The 20,221-nt window shown below is 38.1% G+C and carries 16 protein-coding genes; 10 read left to right on the top strand and 6 right to left on the bottom strand.

The annotated features are described in order from the left end of the window. Together QLG01_RS02900 and QLG01_RS02895 are read right to left on the bottom strand one after the other, a co-directional pair. Positions 1-1,416 (bottom strand): TolC family protein, encoded by a 1,416-nt coding sequence (locus QLG01_RS02900; RefSeq protein WP_282495793.1) that lies wholly within the window; start codon positions 1,414-1,416, stop codon positions 1-3. A 54-nt stretch (positions 1,417-1,470) separates the two neighbouring features. Continuing rightward, complete coding sequence (locus tag QLG01_RS02895; RefSeq protein ID WP_199945077.1) at positions 1,471-1,869, bottom strand: cation efflux protein, CzcI-like; 399 nt, start codon at positions 1,867-1,869, stop codon at positions 1,471-1,473. A 157-nt stretch (positions 1,870-2,026) separates the two neighbouring features. On the opposite strand from QLG01_RS02895, the gene QLG01_RS02890 reads away from it, so the two are divergent. Further along, complete coding sequence (locus QLG01_RS02890) at positions 2,027-2,719, top strand: hypothetical protein (protein WP_282495792.1); 693 nt, start codon at positions 2,027-2,029, stop codon at positions 2,717-2,719. 99 nt (positions 2,720-2,818) lie between these two features. Here the strand turns inward: QLG01_RS02890 and QLG01_RS02885 are convergent, their stop codons facing one another. Then, complete coding sequence (locus QLG01_RS02885) at positions 2,819-3,412, bottom strand: hypothetical protein (RefSeq protein ID WP_282495791.1); 594 nt, start codon at positions 3,410-3,412, stop codon at positions 2,819-2,821. A 177-nt stretch (positions 3,413-3,589) separates the two neighbouring features. Continuing rightward, complete coding sequence (gene ettA / locus QLG01_RS02880) at positions 3,590-5,251, bottom strand: energy-dependent translational throttle protein EttA (protein ID WP_107880541.1); 1,662 nt, start codon at positions 5,249-5,251, stop codon at positions 3,590-3,592. 295 nt (positions 5,252-5,546) lie between these two features. Here ettA and QLG01_RS02875 point away from each other — a divergent pair, with 295 nt between their 5' ends. From QLG01_RS02875 to QLG01_RS19045, 4 genes are all read left to right on the top strand, one after another. Further along, complete coding sequence (locus QLG01_RS02875; protein WP_111855100.1) at positions 5,547-6,824, top strand: aminotransferase class I/II-fold pyridoxal phosphate-dependent enzyme; 1,278 nt, start codon at positions 5,547-5,549, stop codon at positions 6,822-6,824. A gap of 273 nt (positions 6,825-7,097) precedes the next feature. Beyond that, positions 7,098-7,988 (top strand): SDR family NAD(P)-dependent oxidoreductase, encoded by an 891-nt coding sequence (locus tag QLG01_RS02870; RefSeq protein ID WP_005300894.1) that lies wholly within the window; start codon positions 7,098-7,100, stop codon positions 7,986-7,988. A gap of 244 nt (positions 7,989-8,232) precedes the next feature. Then, on the top strand, positions 8,233-9,156 hold the full coding sequence (locus QLG01_RS02865; protein ID WP_282495790.1) for a DUF2167 domain-containing protein: 924 nt from the start codon (positions 8,233-8,235) through the stop codon (positions 9,154-9,156). A gap of 378 nt (positions 9,157-9,534) precedes the next feature. Next, positions 9,535-9,909 (top strand): hypothetical protein, encoded by a 375-nt coding sequence (locus QLG01_RS19045; protein WP_348994501.1) that lies wholly within the window; start codon positions 9,535-9,537, stop codon positions 9,907-9,909. A gap of 80 nt (positions 9,910-9,989) precedes the next feature. On the opposite strand, the gene QLG01_RS02855 is transcribed toward QLG01_RS19045, so the two are convergent. Both QLG01_RS02855 and QLG01_RS02850 read right to left on the bottom strand, forming a co-directional pair. Then, a complete protein-coding gene (locus QLG01_RS02855) occupies positions 9,990-12,176 on the bottom strand; it encodes a SulP family inorganic anion transporter (protein WP_282495788.1) in 2,187 nt (728 codons plus the stop codon). A 295-nt stretch (positions 12,177-12,471) separates the two neighbouring features. After that, positions 12,472-14,820 carry a Tex family protein gene (locus QLG01_RS02850; RefSeq protein ID WP_282495787.1) on the bottom strand — a complete coding sequence of 783 codons (2,349 nt, stop codon included), beginning with the start codon at positions 14,818-14,820 and terminating at the stop codon, positions 12,472-12,474. A 668-nt stretch (positions 14,821-15,488) separates the two neighbouring features. Here QLG01_RS02850 and ompR point away from each other — a divergent pair. The 5 genes from ompR to QLG01_RS02825 all read left to right on the top strand — a co-directional run bounded on the left by ompR (position 15,489) and on the right by QLG01_RS02825 (position 19,995). Beyond that, a complete protein-coding gene (gene ompR / locus QLG01_RS02845) occupies positions 15,489-16,253 on the top strand; it encodes a two-component system response regulator OmpR (RefSeq protein ID WP_000060753.1) in 765 nt (254 codons plus the stop codon). 17 nt (positions 16,254-16,270) lie between these two features. Beyond that, positions 16,271-17,728 (top strand): ATP-binding protein, encoded by a 1,458-nt coding sequence (locus QLG01_RS02840; RefSeq protein ID WP_151988697.1) that lies wholly within the window; start codon positions 16,271-16,273, stop codon positions 17,726-17,728. 36 nt (positions 17,729-17,764) lie between these two features. Continuing rightward, on the top strand, positions 17,765-17,884 hold the full coding sequence (locus QLG01_RS02835; RefSeq protein ID WP_144733065.1) for a hypothetical protein: 120 nt from the start codon (positions 17,765-17,767) through the stop codon (positions 17,882-17,884). 35 nt (positions 17,885-17,919) lie between these two features. Further along, positions 17,920-19,434 carry an acetyl-CoA hydrolase/transferase family protein gene (locus QLG01_RS02830; protein ID WP_282495786.1) on the top strand — a complete coding sequence of 505 codons (1,515 nt, stop codon included), beginning with the start codon at positions 17,920-17,922 and terminating at the stop codon, positions 19,432-19,434. 129 nt (positions 19,435-19,563) lie between these two features. Continuing rightward, complete coding sequence (locus tag QLG01_RS02825) at positions 19,564-19,995, top strand: GNAT family acetyltransferase (RefSeq protein ID WP_004789884.1); 432 nt, start codon at positions 19,564-19,566, stop codon at positions 19,993-19,995. The last annotated feature ends 226 nt before the right edge of the window (positions 19,996-20,221 follow it).

Below are 20,221 nucleotides of genomic sequence, written 5' to 3'. Positions count from 1 at the left end.
TTATTCTCCTGCCTGAGTTGGGAATGTTTGACTTTGTTGCCAAGCACGTTGATTGAGTTGCATTAAGGCATCTTTCGCCATGATCTGTTCTGGTTCTAACCCAAGACGCAAACTTTGAATTTCAATTGAATTTTGCCAAGCTTGTTTTAATAGCTCGACTTTACGTAAGCGCACGTCTTGCAATTGCATGGTGGCTTGCTGAACATCAGTAACAGCGAACTTACCCAAACGGAAACCTTGCAATGTTTTTTGCTGAACTTGAATAGCAAGAGGAACTTGCTGATCATTCAGTTGTTTAAACTGGGTGCGTAAACCTTTTAACTCTGACATTAGGGTTTCAATATCAACCTGATTTTGCTGTCGATAAAAGCTTTGCTGACGTTGAGATAGCTCTTGTTTGGCCTGAGCAATCTTGATTCCGTATTGCTGGCGATTAAAAAGATTTAAAGGAATTTCCACACCTAAACGAATTTGGTTATCTGTACTCTGTTCTGGAGAACGAGTGTTATTAACACCCAAAGTTACAGTAGGTTGCGGTCTTGCTTTTGCTTTAAGCTGTTGAATATTGGCTTGCTGCGCAAGAGCATCTAGCTGGAAAGAACGCTCTAACAAATTATTTTGCGCATCTTGGCTGGGTTCTAGATTCGCTGCCAATGTCCATAACTGATTTGGACTTTGGAATAGCTGAAACTGACTTGAACCACCTCCCCATAAGTTCACCAATTGTTGTTTCGCAACTTGAAGTTTTAAATCAACTTGTTGATATAAACGCTGATTTTCCAAGTGAGACATCCGCACTCGGTCTACATCAACTTGCGCAATACTTCCTGCTTGATAACGCTTTTCCAATGCCAACAAATTTTCTTGGCTGACTTCTAGCTGCTCTGCAATAAGAGACTTTTCAAGCTCAAGCAAAGCCACTTGTGACCAGAAATATTTAACGATTAATCCAAGTTCAGCTTGATAACGCTGCTCAGCCAAATCAATTTTTGATATTTCCACTTTTGCTAAGTTTTGCGAAGCCTTACGTTGTCCAAAAATATCTAAAGGCTGAGAAATACCTATCGCGAGTTCTTTTTCTTGATCACTTTGGAAGCCAGTTTGTTCAATAGAAAAACTTGGGTTGGCCCATAAACGACTTTGCTTTAAATTGGCCTCAGCCATTTGCTGCTGTGCTTGCCAAACACCTTGCTGACTTTGATATTTTTGTACCTGCTCTAAGGCTTGGTCAAAAGTAAAGGCTGCTTTTTGAATATAACGTTCTTGTTGAATCTCAGACTGAGCCATCGCTACTTGTCCAACCAATAGCATGGCAACAGATAAGCTTGAGATTGTTAGAACCTTTTTTAACGTTATCTTAACGTTACTCTCTAAGTGAGAAGTAGAATCCACTCGAGTTGAAAAAATAGAAGACATGTTTTTGCCCCGCAATAAATAAGAGATGCGGTGGGCTTGTTTTGGCTACCCCACCTATAGCGGGGTTAAAACAGGAGGAGGTTTTAAAGCAGTAAGATGGGGCGACTGGTAAGAATTAGACCAGTGATAAATTTGCGAGAGTTCCTGCACATGCACAACAGGTGTTTCAGCTTGCTTTGCAACTTCAGTCATCACCACATGAAAACATGAAGGCAAATGATCATGATGATCTTGCAAACTTAAAGGCGCTTTATGAGGGGTGTTTCCGGCATCTTTCTGTTCAGTATGAGCTTGATGTGAAGCTTGATATACATCTAAAGCTGCATGATGCCCGAAATGATGCAATGCTTTTTCCTGATTTTCATGCGCGCAAAATGCAGCTGCCACATTCCATAAACTCTGGAATATGAGCAAACTAAACAAGACGGACATAAAAATTGCGGAACGTGGCAAAAGCGCACCATTGAACTAAAAAGTTGAACAAAGGCACTATAACAGGCTCTAGGCATGTAATAAAATTACAAAACCTCGATTCATAAATCTCCGTTTTTTAATTTAGAACTTATCTCACTCTATACGAGACAAAAATAATTTCTTTTGAGTAACCTTTATGTACAAGCTTTTTTCTGCATCTATATTAACAATTTGTCTGGGCTTAACAGGCTGCGCGACTAATATGTTGTCCACTGCTTTACCAAATGAAACAACTGAAATTAAAACAATCACTTTAAAAACCGATCAAATTATTGCATTAGGCCAAGCAGTTAAAAATGAGCAAGAACAAGGCCTTGTGTTTATTGGTCAAGATTATAATTATTTAATGACTGACGGTAGCTCAAACCTTTTAAATATTATCAAAAGCATTCCAGCAGAGCAGAGAACAATAAAGACTCCATCACCGCTTGTACTTGAGATGGATGATTCCACCCATTTCCATGGAGAAATAACGATTCGTTATAATATCCCTACCTCCCAAATGGATGAAAAGCAAAAGGAACTTTTAAAGACCTTAGGTTTTAAAAATCAATTCATGGCAATCGAAAATCAACAACAAGTTTTTTATCCTTTCACCATCATCCGCTTTAAAGGAAAGATTTACCAAAAAGCAGAGAATCAAAAGATTAAACAGCAACTCGCAGCCCCCTACCCAGTCGCTTTACAGCAAAAAGATGAAATAACCAAGAAACATCCGTTTAAACGTGTAACACGTATGGCGTTATATCCTTTAGCAATGACCTTTGATGTGATTACGGTAGCTCCATCATTAATATGGTCAGATTTACATGGTGACTTTAATAAGTAAGATCTTTCACTCTTAAAACAAAAAACCAGCCCTAAGGCTGGTTTTTAAAATTAACTGGCAATATGTCACAAAAATAGCTTGTGTACTTGAACTAGATGTTTATTGCTGTTTTTGTAAATTAGAAGAAAAACGAATCACAACATCATCAACAACTTTATTAAATGCTTCATTAATCGACATTGGTTGCACATTTTCAATAGGCGCTTTTTTGTTTCCTACTGTTGTTAAAATCATATGTGGGTAACGCTCAGATACTTCTTTACCTTGAGCATCAATATAATTAAATTTAAACTCATATTTATCAGCAATCGCATTACCAACAGCACCAAAAGTCAAACCCGTTAGAACGCCTTTGCCCGCAGCCTCACCTAAATCAGCCACATTATTCGCGGTTAAATGTAATTTTGCTTGCTTCTCGCCATTCGCTTGGGCTGTTGGAGAAAATACGCCTGTTGCTCTTAGACTACGCTCAACTGCTGATTGCAGTTCTTTACCAGCTTTTGGAACAACGGCTCCATTTCGCTGAAATTCAGTAGTTAAAACCACTGGAATAGGTTGAGCTGGTCTTTTAATATCTGAATAGGAAAGAGACTTATAAGCAGGATCAACATAAGATTTTACTGAAAGACATCCAGTAAGTTGTGTAGCAACAGCTACCCCTAAAGCAATAGTATAAAGTTTGAATTTTTTCATGATTTTCCAGAAAGGTTTATTTACCTTTTAATAAATTAAGCCGCAATATTAATCTTAATAAATCAAAAATATAAGTATAAATTCAATCACTTTATGGAATTTTAATTTTTTATTTCTTAAGATTTTGATAGAAAATAAAAAACCAGCCCTTAGGCTGGTTTTTTCAATTAGCAGAGATTAACCGCTAATTTTTTTGTATTTCGTACGTTTTTGAACAGCATCATCACCTAAACGTGACTGACGATATGCTTCATATTCTGCATAGTTACCTGCGTAGAATTCTGGCTGTTCATTTTCAAATGACAAGATATGTGTCGCAATACGGTCAAGGAACCAACGGTCATGCGATACCACCATTACCGTACCTGGGAATACAAGAATTGCATCCTCAAGCGCACGTAAAGTTTCAATATCCAAATCGTTCGATGGCTCATCCAGTAAGATAACGTTTGCACCTAACTGTAAGATCTTCGCAAGTTGTAAACGGTTACGCTCACCACCAGACAATTCACCTACACGTTTTTGCTGATCTTGACCTTTAAAGTTAAAACGGCCGATATAAGCACGTGATGCGATTTCGTAATCACCGATTTTTAAGATATCTAAACCGCCAGAAACTTCTTCCCAAACAGTTTTATTATTATCTAGAGTGTCACGAATCTGACCAACATAAGCCACTTTAACTGACTCACCTAAGGTCACAGTACCTGTATCAGGTTGCTGTTCGCCAGTCATCATACGGAATAAAGTCGTTTTACCCGCACCGTTTGGACCAACGATACCAACAATCGCTGTTGGAGGTACGGTAAACGTTAAGTTTTCGTACAACACGCGACCGTCAAATGACTTACTGATACCTTCAACTTCTACCACTTTGTTACCCAAACGTGGGCCAGGTGGAATATAGATCTCAGATGTTTCATTACGTTGTTGGAATTCTTTAGAGTTAAGCTCTTCAAAACGTTCCATACGCGCTTTGTTTTTCTTTTGCTGACCTTTAGCATTTGAACGAACCCATTCAAGTTCTTTTTTCAATGCTTTAGCAAAAGATTCTTCTTGTTTATTTTCCTGCTCTAAACGAGCATTCTTTTGTTCTAACCAAGAAGAATAGTTTCCTTGATAAGGAATACCCATACCACGGTCAAGTTCAAGAATCCACTCAGCCACGTTATCCAAGAAATAACGGTCATGCGTAATCGCAACGATAGTGCCCGGGAAATCTTTCAAGAAACGTTCTAACCAAGTTACAGATTCTGCATCTAAATGGTTCGTCGGTTCGTCCAGAAGTAACATATCTGGTTTCGAAAGCAATAAACGGCACAGTGCAACACGACGACGCTCACCACCAGAAAGTAATGTTACGTCTGCATCCCAAGCTGGAAGATTCAAAGCATCCGCAGCAATTTCAAGCTGGTTGTTTAGGTTGTGTGCATCCCAAGCATGGATAATTGATTCTAATTTTTCCTGCTCTTTTGCAAGTGCATCAAAATCCGCATCTGGGTCTGCATATTCTGCAAAAACCTGATCAAGACGCTCTAATGCATCTAAAGCTTCACGCACGCCATCTTCAACGTTACCACGAACGTCTTTAGTTGGATCAAGCGGTGGTTCTTGCTCTAAATAGCCGATTTTAATTCCAGGTTGTGCACGAGCTTCACCAGAGAAATCTTTATCTACGCCAGCCATAATACGAAGCAGGGTAGATTTACCTGCACCGTTCAAACCGAGTACACCAATTTTGGCACCCGGGAAAAATGATAAAGAGATGTCTTTTAAGATTTCGCGCTTTGGCGGAACCATTTTAGACACTCGGTTCATCGTATAAATATATTGGGCCACGCAGGACTCCTCAATTGAAAAACCAATACATCGCATAAGCGATAAATAATCGCGCGTATTATACGCTGAAAACCTCATTGACTTGAAGTTATGATTTCCATCGTACGGATTTATCAAACAATTTTCTTTTTCAATAAGTTGCAAAATGTTTATGTATAAGATTTATACAGCGTTTCAGCGTATATTTTTCTATCTTTATTCCTAAAATTAGAAAACAAACCAGAATTTCTGCAATTTTCAATATGAATTTTAGGCTAGACTCGCTCAATATTTAACTCACGAAGATGAAGTAATCATGACTTATAAAGATGAAACCTTAGCAATCCATGCTGGTTATTCACCAGAAGCAACCACAAAAGCAGTTGCGGTCCCTATTTATCAAACCACTTCTTATGCATTTGATAACACACAACACGGTGCCGATCTTTTTGATTTAAAAGTTCAGGGTAATATTTATACCCGTATTATGAACCCGACCACTGCTGTACTTGAGCAACGCCTTGCTGCACTCGAAGGCGGAATTGGTGCTTTAGCCTTAGCTTCTGGAATGGCAGCAATTACTTACTCAATTCAGACGATTACCGAAGCTGGAGACAATATTGCTTCTGTCTCAACCTTGTATGGCGGAACATATAATCTATTTGCCCATACCTTACCAAAACAAGGTATTGAAGTTCGCTTTTTTGATTATCAGAAACCTGAAAGCTTACGTGACTTAATTGATGATAAAACTAAACTTGTTTTTGTTGAGTCAATTGGGAATCCCCTCGGAAATATCATCGATTTAGAAGAAATTTCAAAAATTGCACATGAATATGGTGTACCTGTCATTGTCGATAATACGGTTGCCACCCCTGCTTTATTAAAACCTTTTGAATATGGTGCCGATATCGTCATTCATTCACTTACTAAATATATCGGTGGACACGGCAATAGCATTGGTGGAGCAATTGTAGATAGCGGTAAATTTCCTTGGGGTAAATATCCAGAACGTTTTAAAGTTTTGAACACGCCTGACCCAAGCTATCACGGGGTTAATTATGTCGAAGCTTTAGGTGAAGCAGCCTATATTGCACGAGCTCGTGTAGTGCCATTACGTAATACAGGCGCGGCAATTAGCCCACTAAGTGTTTTCTTGATTTTACAAGGTCTCGAAACTCTAAACCTCCGCATCGAGCGTCATACTGAAAATGCTCAAAAAATTGCGGAATATTTACAGACTCATCCAAAAGTAAAATGGGTTAACTACGCAGGTTTAAAAGATCATCCACAACATCAGCTTGCTCAAAAATATGTAAAAGGTAAACCTTCTGCAATTTTATCTTTCGGCGTACAAGATGGTCTCGAAGGCGGCACTCGGTTCATCGATGCTCTTCAATTATTTACTCGTCTCGTAAATATTGGCGATGCAAAAAGTTTGGCGTGTCATCCTGCAACGACGACTCATCGCCAGCTCAATGAACAAGAACTTAAATCTGCTGGTGTAAGCAAAGATATGGTACGTCTTTCAATTGGAATTGAGCATATTGATGACTTAATTGCCGATTTAGACCAAGCACTTTCAGCTGTATAACTTTTAAACTATTCAACAAGCCTCTGGAAATAGAGGCTTTTTTTATTTTTCATTTATTATACAGCTAAAATAATTAATAGATTAAGATCGTATTTTAGAGTTTTTACTCTAAATAAATTGTTAAATTTCATATATTTACAGACTAGACAATTTTTAAACATCTATTAAGATAATAGCCATATTTATGAGTTCATTTGGATGAACCTACGGTTGTAAAAAATAAAAATTACATACCGGAATAAATAGTCCCTGCCCCTACTTAGGTAAAATGCTGTGAATAAAAAATTAGAAGCTCTGTTCCAGGAAAAGGTACAAGATAAAGTCATTTTAGTGACAGGCGCCTCGAGTGGAATCGGATTAACGATTTCAAATAAGCTTGCTGATGCTGGTGCCCATGTTTTACTGGTTGCCCGTACTCAAGAAACTTTGGAAGAAGTCAAAGCAGATATTGAAAGTCGTGGCGGTAAGGCATCAATTTTCCCGTGTGATCTCAACGATATGGACATGATTGATCAAGTGTCTAAAGAAATTTTAGCGACTGTTGATCACATTGATATTTTAATTAATAACGCAGGTCGCTCTATTCGCCGTGCCGTACATGAGTCTTATGATCGTTTTCATGACTTTGAACGCACCATGCAATTAAATTATTTTGGCGCAGTACGCCTAGTTCTTAATATTTTGCCACATATGATTCAACGTAAAGACGGGCAAATCATTAATATTAGCTCGATTGGTGTGTTAGCAAATGCGACTCGCTTTTCTGCTTATGTTGCGTCTAAAGCAGCGCTTGATGCATTTAGCCGCTGTCTATCGGCTGAAGTTCATGCACATAAAATCGCAATTACTTCAATTTATATGCCATTGGTTCGTACCCCAATGATTGCACCGACTAAAATTTATAAATATGTACCAACACTTTCACCTGAGCAGGCTGCTGACTTAATTGCTTATGCAATTGTGAAACGTCCGAAACGTATGGCAACTAACTTAGGCCGCTTAGCTTCAATGACATATTCGGTTGCACCGGGCATCAACAATATGTTTATGTCGATTGGTTTCCGCTTATTCCCAAGTTCAGATGCCGCAAAAGGTGAAAAAACCGAGAAATTAAACTGGGCACAAAAAGCATATGCACGGATTTTCCCAGGCGAACACTGGTAATTTCTAATAAAAAACAGCAGAACCCGAATGGTTCTGCTGTTTTATGAACAGAATTTAGAGCGTTATTAAAATAATTATCCATATTAAAAAAATTGAATAATAAATTTTATTCTTAGCCTCATTTAAATATATTAGATGTAATAATTATTTTAATTTTTGATAAAAATAAATTAATATCAGCAAATAAATTATGCAAAAAATAAATTGCTACAAAACTAAACTTTAAAATTATTGTGAGAAATTCATGTCAAATTCTTTACATTCAAGAAAAATACGTACTTTAGTTTATGCTATTTCGCTGAGTATCGGGATGATTGGCATTTCTTATCTACCACATTCTGTATACGCTTCAGAAAATGTAGATAAAAATACGATTAGCAATAACTCTACTCAACAAGCCGAAGAAAATCCGCTATCAAAATTAGATTGGCATATCGGACCTAAAAAAGAAAATATCGCAAATGTAGCAACATTAAATACGATTAAAGATGAGGGATTTTTAGATCCAACGAATGCTGATAAATTTTTAGAATTTACCGGTAATTTAACAAATGGCAGTACAAATATTTTAGTTGCACCAGATGACTCTTGGTGGGCAACCTTTAATTTTGATGCATCTGGCTATGTAAAAGACGATGAGAAAATTGATGCTGATGCGCTACTAAAACAACTTAAAGACTCAGACGCTCCATCCAATGAGGAAAGAACCCGCTTAGGATTACCAAAACTTTATACTGTAGGTTGGGCCGTTCCTCCTCATTATGATAATCAAACTAAAAGATTGGAGTGGGCACTAAAAGTACGTTCTGAAGATAATTCAGAGACCATCAACTACACGACACGTATATTAGGTCGAACTGGTGTGACTAGTGTCACTCTAGTATCAGATGAAGAACATCTCACTCATAACATTGATGAATTCAAAAAAAGCTTAAAAGGATTCGATTACAATTTTGGTGAGAAATACGCTGAATATCGAGAGGGAGATAAAGTTGCAGGATATGGCTTAGCTGCATTAATTGCAGGTGGTGCAGCAGTCGTCGCAACAAAAAAAGGTTTTTGGGCTGTCATTGCCGCCTTCTTCGCAGCAGCTTGGAAATTTATTGCTGTTGGGGTTGTTGCACTAGGCGGGTGGATTAGCTCTATCTTCAAAAGAAATAAATCATAAATGTATCTATCTTTAGAAACTCTTTTTGTTTTAGGTATAGTCGGGTTTTATATATATGACTCGACTTATCTTTATTTTTACAATGAGTTTAATATTCGGAAGGGTTTTAAGACGTCTTTTCACCTTCAACTTCTTTCAAAAAAATTAAACTTTTTTAGTAAATATTTAGTGTTTTTTAATTTACTTTTACCCTATCAACTTATTTTCAAATGCTCATGGAAGTCTATTTATTCAGATAAACAAATAATTTTTCATGATGATATAACTCATATCAATACTATCAGCAGAACTCTTAAACCTCTTCAATTTTTAAACATTCTTTTATTTTTACTCATCATCTTTTTCTTACCGCTAGTTATCTTATTAAAGTTAAATTATGTGATTCTTGCTATCACTATAACTACAATTTACTTTTTAAATATTATTAATATTTTTTATGTGATATATAAACGAAAAAAACTAAAACTCTCTTGGGTAAAAGTCCTTCAACTAGCAATGGATGTTTTTTTATGTCCACCTTTCTCTGTAAATTTGCTGCGTAAAATAAGCTTCAACTATGTTGTTAAGACTGAAGGTACTATCTTAGCTAAAGAAATATTAAGTAAGAAAAACTATCAAGAATTTATCAATACTGTTTTAACTGATCTCGAAGCCCTGAAATCAGCTTCAAGTATAGAAAATATTTCCAAAATAGAATTAAGAGAACAACAGCTTATTGCTTCTCAAAATTTAAATTATAAAAGTGACAAATAAAAAGCCCCCTAAGTCAGGAGGCTTTTGCCAAAATGTTAACTACTTCAACTAAAGGTAAGAAAACCTATCACAATGAATGATCAATCAAGAAATTGAACATGCCCTGTTTTTACATCGTAAATTGCACCCACAACTACAATGTCACCTCGCTCAACCATATCTTTGAGCACACTGCTGTTATTAATAATGTACTGGATGTTGTAGTGAACATTCATTGCTGTTACTTGGCTAATAAAAGCATTACCTAATTCACGGGGCTGCATAATGTCATATACGCTATCAACCGAATGCATTAATGGCCCAAGCACATATTGAATGTGGGGCATCTCCTTTACATCAGACACCTGCTTTTGTTCTAGACGTAATTGACATGCACTCGTCACCGCACCACAATCGGTATGTCCTAAAACAACAATTACTTTGGAACCTTTAGCCTGACAAGCAAACTCAAGAGAACCCAATACTTTTTGTCCAGCAATATTACCTGCAATTCGTAAGCTAAACAGATCACCAATACCCACATCAAAAATCATTTCGGTGGGTGCACGTGAATCCATACAACCAAGCACTGCTGCGATCGGATGTTGCCCTTCATCTGCAGTAACACGAATTTGTCGATAAATATCTCTTTGTAAACGTTCATTTTTTACAAAACGTTCGTTTCCTTCTTTAAGTAAGTTGACGACCTGTTGAGGACTCAACTTTTGTTGTAAATCATGTGTACTAATATCAATATCAAGTACAGCATCATCAACGTCTTGATAGTGCTGTTTGAACCCGACCAGTTTAAGATTTACCTGACGTTTAATGGCCGTTTCACTTTGATAATCTTGAATAACTTGATAGATATCAGGATCAATCGAATCACATTGAGTCGCATCAATAATGAGTTGCTGATGTTTATGCACATGTTCCAATGCTGAAATAAGTGCAGAACGATTAAGAAAAGTCACTTGTGATGGAAGTTCAATACGAGTCACTACACCATGCAAGCGCTTCTCTCTATAAACACGAATACCTTTATTAAAGTTACCATAGAGAATAAAAGCACTACTGGTGAACAGACCAATTAAAATTCCCATTAAAAGATCGGTCAGTAAAATTGCAACCAAAGTAATAATAAAAGGTAAAAACTGTTTCCAACCTTTTTGATAAAGCTGCTTAAAGAGTTTTGGATGGGTCAGCTTAAAGCCTGTCACGATGAGGATTGCTGCCAATGCAGATAGAGGAATCATGTTCATTAATGGCACGAAGAACAAAACTGCTAATAGCAACAATACGCCATGAATAATGGTAGAGCATTTGCTACGCGCGCCTGTATTTGCATTTACCGAACTACGTACAATCACTGAAGTCACAGGCATTCCACCAATTAAGCCAGAAATGATGTTACCTGTACCTTGTGCCCAGAGTTCGCGGTTAGGAGGAGAAGAGCGTTTTTGAGGATCGATTTTATCTGCGGCTTCCAGATTCAATAATGTTTCTAAAGATGCCACGACAGCCAGAGTAATTGCCCCTGTGTAAATCATAGGCTCAGCTAAATAGCTAAAATCAGGAAAAATTAATACATCTTCAGGTGCTTGTAAGATATTAGGTAGTTGAATGAGATTATCAATTTGCACTGCCCATGCAGAGCCAATACTCACTAAAACAAAATTTAAAACTGCTGCAAGCACAACCGCAATCAATGCCGAAGGTAAAGCTAATTTTTTGAGTGGGCTACTATCCCACGCTAAAATTAAGAATAAACTGAGCAAACCAATCAGTGCAGCTCCGCCATCAAAACGCTGCAGAAATGCATCCGGGGTTGATGTCCAAACCTGTTTCAATGAAAAATCAGAAAGTCCAAACAGATAAGGCAATTGTGTCGCAATCAGAATGACGCCAATAGCGGCTAGTAATCCTAAAATGACATTATTTGGAATAAAGTTGGCAAAAAAACCTAACTTGAATAATCCAAATAGAATTTGTAGAACACCAGCAAAAACAATACATAATAAAAAGGCAGCATAATTGCCGCCTAGTTGTTCTAACTGTACAAGAATGACGGCAGTCAGCCCTGCCGCTGGGCCTGCAACGCTAATGTGGGAACCACTTAGCAAACCTACGATAATACCGCCCACAATACCTGCAATAATACCTGAGATGATGGGAGCACCTGAGGCTAAAGCGATACCCAAGCACAGCGGTAATGCCACAAGGAATACGACGACTCCAGATAAGAGGTCCTTTAAATGAAATCTATTTTTCAGGTTTAAAACCGACATAAAACAACCATTTATAATAAAAAGAAATAAGCAAAGTTGTACTATTACAGCCTGAAAGTGAGTAAATGCTTCAAGGCTGGGTTGATGATGTCGAACAACTGAATATCATTAAAGTTTAGTTATGCTATAACGTTGTATATTTAATTGTGTATTTAACAACGATTTGTTGATCTTAAGATTCACCTCATCTTTACAACTATTTTTTCTTATTTTGCTTTTATATAATTATTTAAAACATAATATTTAACCCATAAAAAAGCCTCCAATTGGAGGCCTTTTTATCAATTAAAGACTCTTATTTAGAACCTTTAATTCCTGCTTGTAATAACAATGCACCTAAACCACCAATCTTTTGTTCTTGTGGTTTCTCTTGCTTGGCGCGCTGAGGACGTTCAGCTTGATCTTTACGTGGTTGAGGACGTTTACCTTGCGGTTTACGTTCAAAACGTTGCTCTGTATTTTGTTCACGGCGTGGTGGACGCTGAGCTTTTACAGGTGCAGAACCTTCAGCACGCATACTTAAGTTCACACGGTTACGTTCAACATCAACCTGCATAACACGTACTTGTACAATCTGGCCCGGTTTTACAACTTTATGTGGATCAGATACAAATTCATTTGCAAGTTCAGAAATATGAACTAAACCATCCTGATGCACACCAATATCAACAAAGGCACCAAAGTTTGTGACATTCGTAATCACACCTTCAAGTTGCATACCTTCTGTCAATTGTCCAACTTCAGTAATATCTTCACGGAATTTAGCAGTACGGAACTCTGGACGTGGATCACGACCTGGTTTTTCGAGTTCAGATAAAACGTCTTGAATTGTTGGTAAACCAAATTTGTCATCAACAAATTCATCAGCTTTTACTTGGCGAATGATTTCAGTATTACCGATGATGTCTTTAACAGTTGTTGCTTTTGCTGCAACAATTTTCTCAACAAGACCATAACTTTCAGGGTGAACTGAAGAAGCATCTAAAGGTTCAGAACCATTTTGAATACGTAAGAAACCAGCTGCCTGTTCAAAAGTACGTTCACCTAAACGCGGTACGCTTTTCAACGCTTGACGGTTGTCAAAACGGCCATGCTCTTTGCGGTATTCAACAATCTGTTGAGCAATTGCTTTGTTTAAACCAGCAATATAAGCCAAGATTGCTGGTGAAGCGGTATTTACATCAACGCCTACAGCATTCACACAGTCTTCTACCACTGCATCAAGTGTTTTTGCCAAACCAGTCTGATTCACATCGTGTTGATATTGACCTACACCAATTGACTTCGGATCAATCTTAACAAGTTCAGCAAGTGGATCTTGTAAACGGCGAGCAATAGAAACTGCACCACGAATTGAAACGTCAAGCTCTGGAAGTTCCGCCGACGCAAGTTCACTTGCAGAGTAAACAGATGCACCCGCTTCACTTACAGTGATTCGTGTTAAATTCAGATCAGTATTCGCAGCCATCATTTCAGCAACAACGGCTTCTGTTTCACGACTAGCTGTACCATTACCAATTGCAATGAGTTCTACATTATATTCACGGCATAGACGTGCAAGTTCAGCAATTGAGCCTTCTTTATCATCTTTTGGTGCAAATGGATAAATCGTGCTATGAGCAAGTACATCACCTGCATTGCTGATCACTGCTAGTTTCACACCTGTACGAATACCAGGGTCAACACCCAAAGTCGTACGGCTGCCTGCTGGCGCTGACAATAATAAATGACGAAGATTTTCAGCAAATACCTGCATTGCTTCTGCTTCAGCAGTAAGACGCTTTTCTGTTAGCAATGAATGTTCGATTTGAGGACGAATCTTGCCTAACCAGAATAATTTTGCAGTTTGCTTTAAGAAATCCTGACGTGCTTGAGGTTGAATTTGCTCAAGGTTGTATTCGGTTTCAATACGTGCCAATGGTGCATCATCTTCACCATCTACTTTCAAACCCAATACGTTTTCTTGACGACCACGTAACATCGCTAATAAACGATGTGAAGGTAATTTGTTTAGACCTTCAGAGAACTCAAAGTAATCACGGAATTTTTTACCAACTTCTTTCTTTTCTTCAGATGCAACTGCACTTTTTAAAACCGCAGTTTTTGCAAAAGTTGTTTTTAATTCTGTAGTAAGTGAAATATTTTGTGCCCAGTCATCAATCAGAATATGCTGAATCGCATCTAACTGACTCTCAACGTCTGGATAGTCTTCGTGACTAAAACCAGCCAATGCTTCTGTCGGGTCAACTTGTTCTGCAATAATTTTTTCAGCAATTGGTCCTAAACCTGCTTCTTTTGCTTTAAAAGACTTACTTGTACGCTTAGGGCGATACGGTGCATAAATTTCTTCTAAAGCATTTTTTGTTTCGGCTGCATTCACCCGCGCCAACAAGTCATCACTCAATTTATTCTGTTCTTGCAATGACTGAATAACCTTTTCACGGCGCTCATATAAATCACGTAAATACGCTAAACGAGTATCTAATTGGCGTAACTGCGTATCATCTAAACCTTGTGTTACTTCTTTACGGTAACGGGCAATAAATGGAACACTGGCACCTTCATCAATTAAGCGGATGGCAGCTTCTACTTGGTTTGGACGTACGGCAAGCTCACTTGCCAACTGCTGAACTAAGTCAGTCATCGTGTTTGATCCCACAAGGATAAAGTTTAAAAGCACTGATTATAAAGACCAAGCCCATAAAATCCACACTTGTTTGCGTATTCAAAACGTTTTTTTGTATTGACTCTGAATATTTATACTTTTTACGACTACTAGAGCACATAAAAACAGGAGTTTAACTATGAAAAAGTTGAGACTGAGCTCTGTCTTTTAATCTTTATAAAATATAAACGTAGGACTTACTGTCATGAATCTGACAAAATTTTATTATAATTTATGAGAAAATGAACATATTGGTACACTCTTCAAAAGATAAAAATATAGAGATTCAACAAGGTTTTATTCGTCTAACTTTTTATAGAACCCAGCTATTTGCTTATTTCAACAATTAAAAAAATCAAAAGAAACAAGTCAGCTCATCTAAAATAACTTATTTGAAACAATTAGTTATTAATATTTAATTATTAAAAAATTATCAAAGATTTAAGTATTTGTTTTTTTAGATCAGTCTTTGCTAAATTATGAGCTTAAGATGTTGTTTTTTGGTTTCAAACTACCTTGAAAATTGTAATTTTGAGCAAATTGATACATAGTCTTAACAAGAACATCAGCATTATACTGAGGGCTTGTTGGCAATAAGCCTCACCGACCCAATAATATATAAATTATGACTTTAAAGGGAGTACATCATGAGTTTAGTTGTACCTGCTGAACATCCTGAAACCGTACACAACGAAACGGATCGTGTCGAACGTATTTTAGTGGTCGATGACGATGTGCGTTTACGTACCCTCTTGCAACGTTTTTTGGAAGATAAAGGCTTTGTTGTAAAAACTGCCCACGATGCTTCGCAAATGGACCGTCTATTACAACGTGAGTTATTTTCACTTATCGTACTCGACTTTATGTTGCCAGTTGAAGATGGTTTGAGTATTTGCCGTCGTTTACGCCAATCAAATATTGATACACCAATCATCATGCTCACAGCGCGCGGTAGCGATTCAGACCGTATTGCAGGTCTTGAAGCTGGTGCAGACGATTACCTGCCAAAACCATTTAATCCAAATGAACTTTTAGCCCGTATCCGTGCTGTATTGCGCCGCCAAGTTCGTGAAGTTCCTGGTGCTCCAAGCCAACAAGTTGAAGTTGTGAGCTTTGGTCCATGGTCTCTAGACTTGTCTACCCGCACACTAACACGCGAAGGACAAATCGTTACCTTAACGACTGGTGAATTTGCAGTATTAAAAGCATTGGTACAACACCCACGTGAACCATTAACGCGCGACAAACTCATGAATTTAGCTCGTGGTCGTGAATGGGGTGCAATGGAACGTTCAATTGACGTTCAAGTCTCTCGCCTACGTCGTTTAATTGAAGATAATCCTGCACGTGCACGTTATATTCAAACGGTATGGGGCGTGGGTTATGTATTTGTTCCAGATGGTGCGGAATAAGTTTGAGATAAGATAGAGTGAGTTTAGATCCAATCGCGCCACAAAACTTTACTGATTACGCTACCTACTCAGAACGGAAACGAACTCGGTGGGAACGTTTTCTCGACAAAATTAAGCCACGCTCTGCTGCCATGCGTACCACTATTCTGGTATTGCTGGTGGTGTTTTTTAGCTTATTTATGTCGTTATGGTTCTTTTGGCGCACTCTTTACTTACCTGAAATTCAACAACACGCGCGTTATCTTGCAGTTGAACTCGAGCTCGTCAACAATCCGGATATACGAATTTTTCATCGCGAAAATGAAGTCGATGTTGATGAGTGGTTACGTAATCGTGTTGGAATTGAATACATTACCAATCCCAAAGAATATCCAAGTGTCCGCGATAAAGTAATTGCTGAGTTTTTTACTAATCAAATCGAACAAAAACTGGCAAATGAGATTGGGGCTAAGGATGTTACGGTTTACTTCCAGTTTAAGCCTAGCCCACGTATTTGGATTCAAACACCTGAAATGCATGGGAACTGGGTTCGTGAACCTTTAAAAACCTATGCAAACTACAGCCCTGAGCTATTAATTGGTTGGGTCGTTGGTGTACCTTTACTGTCAGCTATCATTATTTTGATTCTAGTCAGACAAATGAACCGCCCTTTGCGTCGTTTGCAAAATGCTGCCAATGAATATAGTAAGTCAGGGACAGCGCCTTACCTAGATACCAATCATGGTCCATTAGAAATTCGACAGGTGAACCAAGCCTTTAACCGCATGGTCTATACACTCGATCAAACCGAGCGTGAACGACGTATTATGTTGGCTGGTATCTCTCATGATTTGCGAACGCCTTTAACTCGTATTCGTTTAACAGCAGAAATGCTACCTGATGAGTTCTTACGTGAAGGTCTGGTCTATGACGTAGATGATATGGACGCAATTCTTAATCAGTTCATTTCGTATATGCGCGATGGTTCAGATGAAGAGTTGAAAGACACCAATATCAATATACTTTTGCAAGAACTTGTTGTGCAATTTAAACCACTTGATATTCAATTTGAGATGCAGGATGTGCCTATTATTCCGGCACGTAGCCTTTCTTTAAAACGGCTTATTGCTAACCTGATTAATAATGCAAAACGCTATGGTGCTGAACCTATAGATCTCAGTGCAAAAGTTGAAAATGAAAATATTTTAATTACTGTTGCCGATCATGGTGAAGGTATTCCACCAGATCAAATTGAAGAATTAATGCAGCCCTTTGTCCGCGGAGACGCCGCAAGAACGATCCAAGGGAGTGGACTTGGATTGGCTATTGTCAAACGTATTGTCGATATTCATCATGGTGAAATTCAAATTCACAACCGTGAACAAGGCGGTTTAGAAGTTATTATTTCTTTACCGATCCCAAAATCAGTCCCTGAAGAAAATAGCTCGATCAATCCATTAGAAAAAATAAAACAAACTTTGAGTGAGCGCTTTTAATTTAACCAGTTGGTTATTAAAAGCCTCATTTTAAAGATAAATAAAAGCGATAAAAATCAATTAAATAAAAACCATAAATATAATTTATACCACCATTTATTTACAAAATTAGACCTTAGCCTAACACCTATGCACTTTTCAATTTTTCATAGCTAAAATCCCGTATGTTTTGACAATTCTGAGGATGTCCAATGTCTTTAAGTCGTATTCGCCTAGCTTCTCTTCATGACAAGGTCATCAGTGCTGAACAAGCTGCGCAATTCATCGAAGATGGAATGACTGTAGGTATGAGTGGTTTTACTCGTGCTGGTGAAGCTAAAGCTGTTCCACAAGCACTTGTAGAACTTGCAAAGAAAAATCCGTTAAAAATCACGTTAATTACGGGTGCTAGCTTAGGTAATGACTTAGACAAACAACTCACGGAAGCAGGTGTTTTATCTCGTCGTATGCCATTCCAAGTGGACAACACTTTACGTCGTGCCATTAACAATGGCGAAGTTATGTTTATTGATCAACATTTGTCTGAAACTGTTGAACAAATGCGTAACCAACAACTTAAACGCCCTGATGTTGCGGTAATTGAAGCAATTGCAATTACTGAAGATGGCGGCATTATCCCAACAACTTCTGTAGGTAACTCTGCAAGTTTTGCTATTTTTGCCGAGAAAGTTATTGTTGAAATCAACACATCTTTAAGCGAAAGCTTTGAAGGTTTACACGACATCTATATTCCGACTTATCGTCCAACACGTACTCCAATTCCATTAACAAAAGTGGATGAGCGTATTGGTACAACAGCAATCCAAATCGATCCTGCAAAGATTGTCGGTATTGTATTTAACGATACACATGACTCACCATCAACAGTAACTCCGCCAGATGATGAAACTCAAGGCATTGCAAACCACCTCATTGCTTTCTTTAATAAAGAAGTTGGTGAAGGTCGCTTACCAAAGAGCCTTGGTCCATTACAAGCAGGTATCGGTTCTATTGCTAATGCTGTATTAACTGGCTTAAAAGATTCTGACTTTGAAGACCTCATCATGTACTCAGAAGTATTACAAGACTGTACTTTTGAACTCATTGATGCAGGCAAAATGAAATTTGCTTCTGGTAGCTCAATTACGCTTTCTGCAAAATGTGGCGAGAAAGTTTTTGGCAATATCGAAGCTTACAAAGACAAATTAGTACTTCGTCCACAAGAAATTTCTAACCACCCTGAACTGGTTCGCCGTTTAGGTATTATCGGCATTAACACTGCGCTTGAGTTTGATATTTACGGCAACGTGAACTCAACTCACGTATGTGGCACTAAAATGATGAACGGTATTGGCGGTTCTGGTGACTTCGCTCGTAATGCTCACTTAGCAATCTTTGTGACCAAATCAATTGCTAAAGGCGGCGATATCTCTTCTATCGTGCCAATGGTGAGCCATGTTGACCACAGTGAACATGATGTTGATATTTTAGTGACAGAACAAGGTTTAGCAGACTTACGCGGTTTGGCGCCTCGTGAACGCGCTCGCGCTGTTATCGACAATTGTGTACACCCACTTTATCGTGATGCATTAAATGATTACTTTGATCGTGCATGTGCTAAAGGCGGACACACCCCTCATTTACTTCGTGAAGCGTTGTCTTGGCATGCAAACTTCGAAGAAACTGGTCAAATGCTTCAAGCAGCACCAGTTGCGAAATCAGCTTAAATCACTAATTGAATTAAAGCACTCCTAAGGGGGTGCTTTTTTATTTGTGTAAATTATTAATAAACACTGCTCAAGCCCGAATTTTTATTTTATCTTTTGAGCACATCAAAACAAAAAGTAGAAATCCATATGTTTATCATTCGTCAATTTACAAATGCGGATCTGGAAGATGTCGTCATTTTATGGGAAAGCTGCGGTCTGACTCGACCTTGGAATAATCCTGAAACCGATATTTTTAGAAAAGTCTCACAACAAGATGATTTGTTTCTAGTTGCGATTAAAGATGAGCAACTGATTGGCACGCTTATGGGCGGCTATGACGGCCATAGAGGCTGGATTAACTATTTGGCTGTTCACCCCCACCAACAACGCTTAGGCATAGCTACAGCCCTTGTTCAGCAGCTTGAAAAGCGACTGATTGCTCGAGGCTGCCCAAAACTTCAATTATTGGTACGTAAAGATAATTTGAATGTACTGAATTTTTATGAACAACTCGGCTATGACGAAGTAGAAGCGGTATGTTTAGGAAAACGTCTAATTAATGATAGTTCACATGATTAGAGCCTTACTTATTATCATTTTGGCATAACATAAAAAGTAAACTGAGTTTGGGGATAAGTAAGTGTGCTTGTGGATAAATCTCATTTTACCCACAACCAAACAAATAATGGTTCAGATAAAATCACAAGCATGAAAAAAGCCTCATACGTTATGTATGAGGCTTTTCCGAATATGGTGGCGAGACCCAGGATCGAACTGGGGACACACGGATTTTCAATCCGTTGCT

Origin of the sequence: Acinetobacter sp. V89_4, from assembly GCF_029967875.1 — a bacterium.
Lineage (GTDB): Bacteria > Pseudomonadota > Gammaproteobacteria > Pseudomonadales > Moraxellaceae > Acinetobacter > Acinetobacter oleivorans.
The sequence above is the reverse complement of the archived record's forward strand: the minus strand, read 5'-3'. Positions and strand labels throughout refer to the sequence as shown.

Bases quoted from the DNA above. Each gene is read 5' to 3' on its own strand.
- QLG01_RS02850 (WP_282495787.1), bottom strand. From the start codon at position 14,820: ATGACTGACTTAGTTCAGCAGTTGGCAAGTGAGCTTGCCGTACGTCCA.
- ompR (WP_000060753.1), top strand. From the start codon at position 15,489: ATGAGTTTAGTTGTACCTGCTGAACATCCTGAAACCGTACACAACGAA.
- QLG01_RS02890 (WP_282495792.1), top strand. From the start codon at position 2,027: ATGTACAAGCTTTTTTCTGCATCTATATTAACAATTTGTCTGGGCTTA.
- QLG01_RS02865 (WP_282495790.1), top strand. From the start codon at position 8,233: ATGTCAAATTCTTTACATTCAAGAAAAATACGTACTTTAGTTTATGCT.
- QLG01_RS02830 (WP_282495786.1), top strand. From the start codon at position 17,920: ATGTCTTTAAGTCGTATTCGCCTAGCTTCTCTTCATGACAAGGTCATC.
- QLG01_RS02855 (WP_282495788.1), bottom strand. From the start codon at position 12,176: ATGTCGGTTTTAAACCTGAAAAATAGATTTCATTTAAAGGACCTCTTA.
- QLG01_RS02900 (WP_282495793.1), bottom strand. From the start codon at position 1,416: ATGTCTTCTATTTTTTCAACTCGAGTGGATTCTACTTCTCACTTAGAG.
- QLG01_RS02875 (WP_111855100.1), top strand. From the start codon at position 5,547: ATGACTTATAAAGATGAAACCTTAGCAATCCATGCTGGTTATTCACCA.
- QLG01_RS02825 (WP_004789884.1), top strand. From the start codon at position 19,564: ATGTTTATCATTCGTCAATTTACAAATGCGGATCTGGAAGATGTCGTC.
- QLG01_RS02885 (WP_282495791.1), bottom strand. From the start codon at position 3,412: ATGAAAAAATTCAAACTTTATACTATTGCTTTAGGGGTAGCTGTTGCT.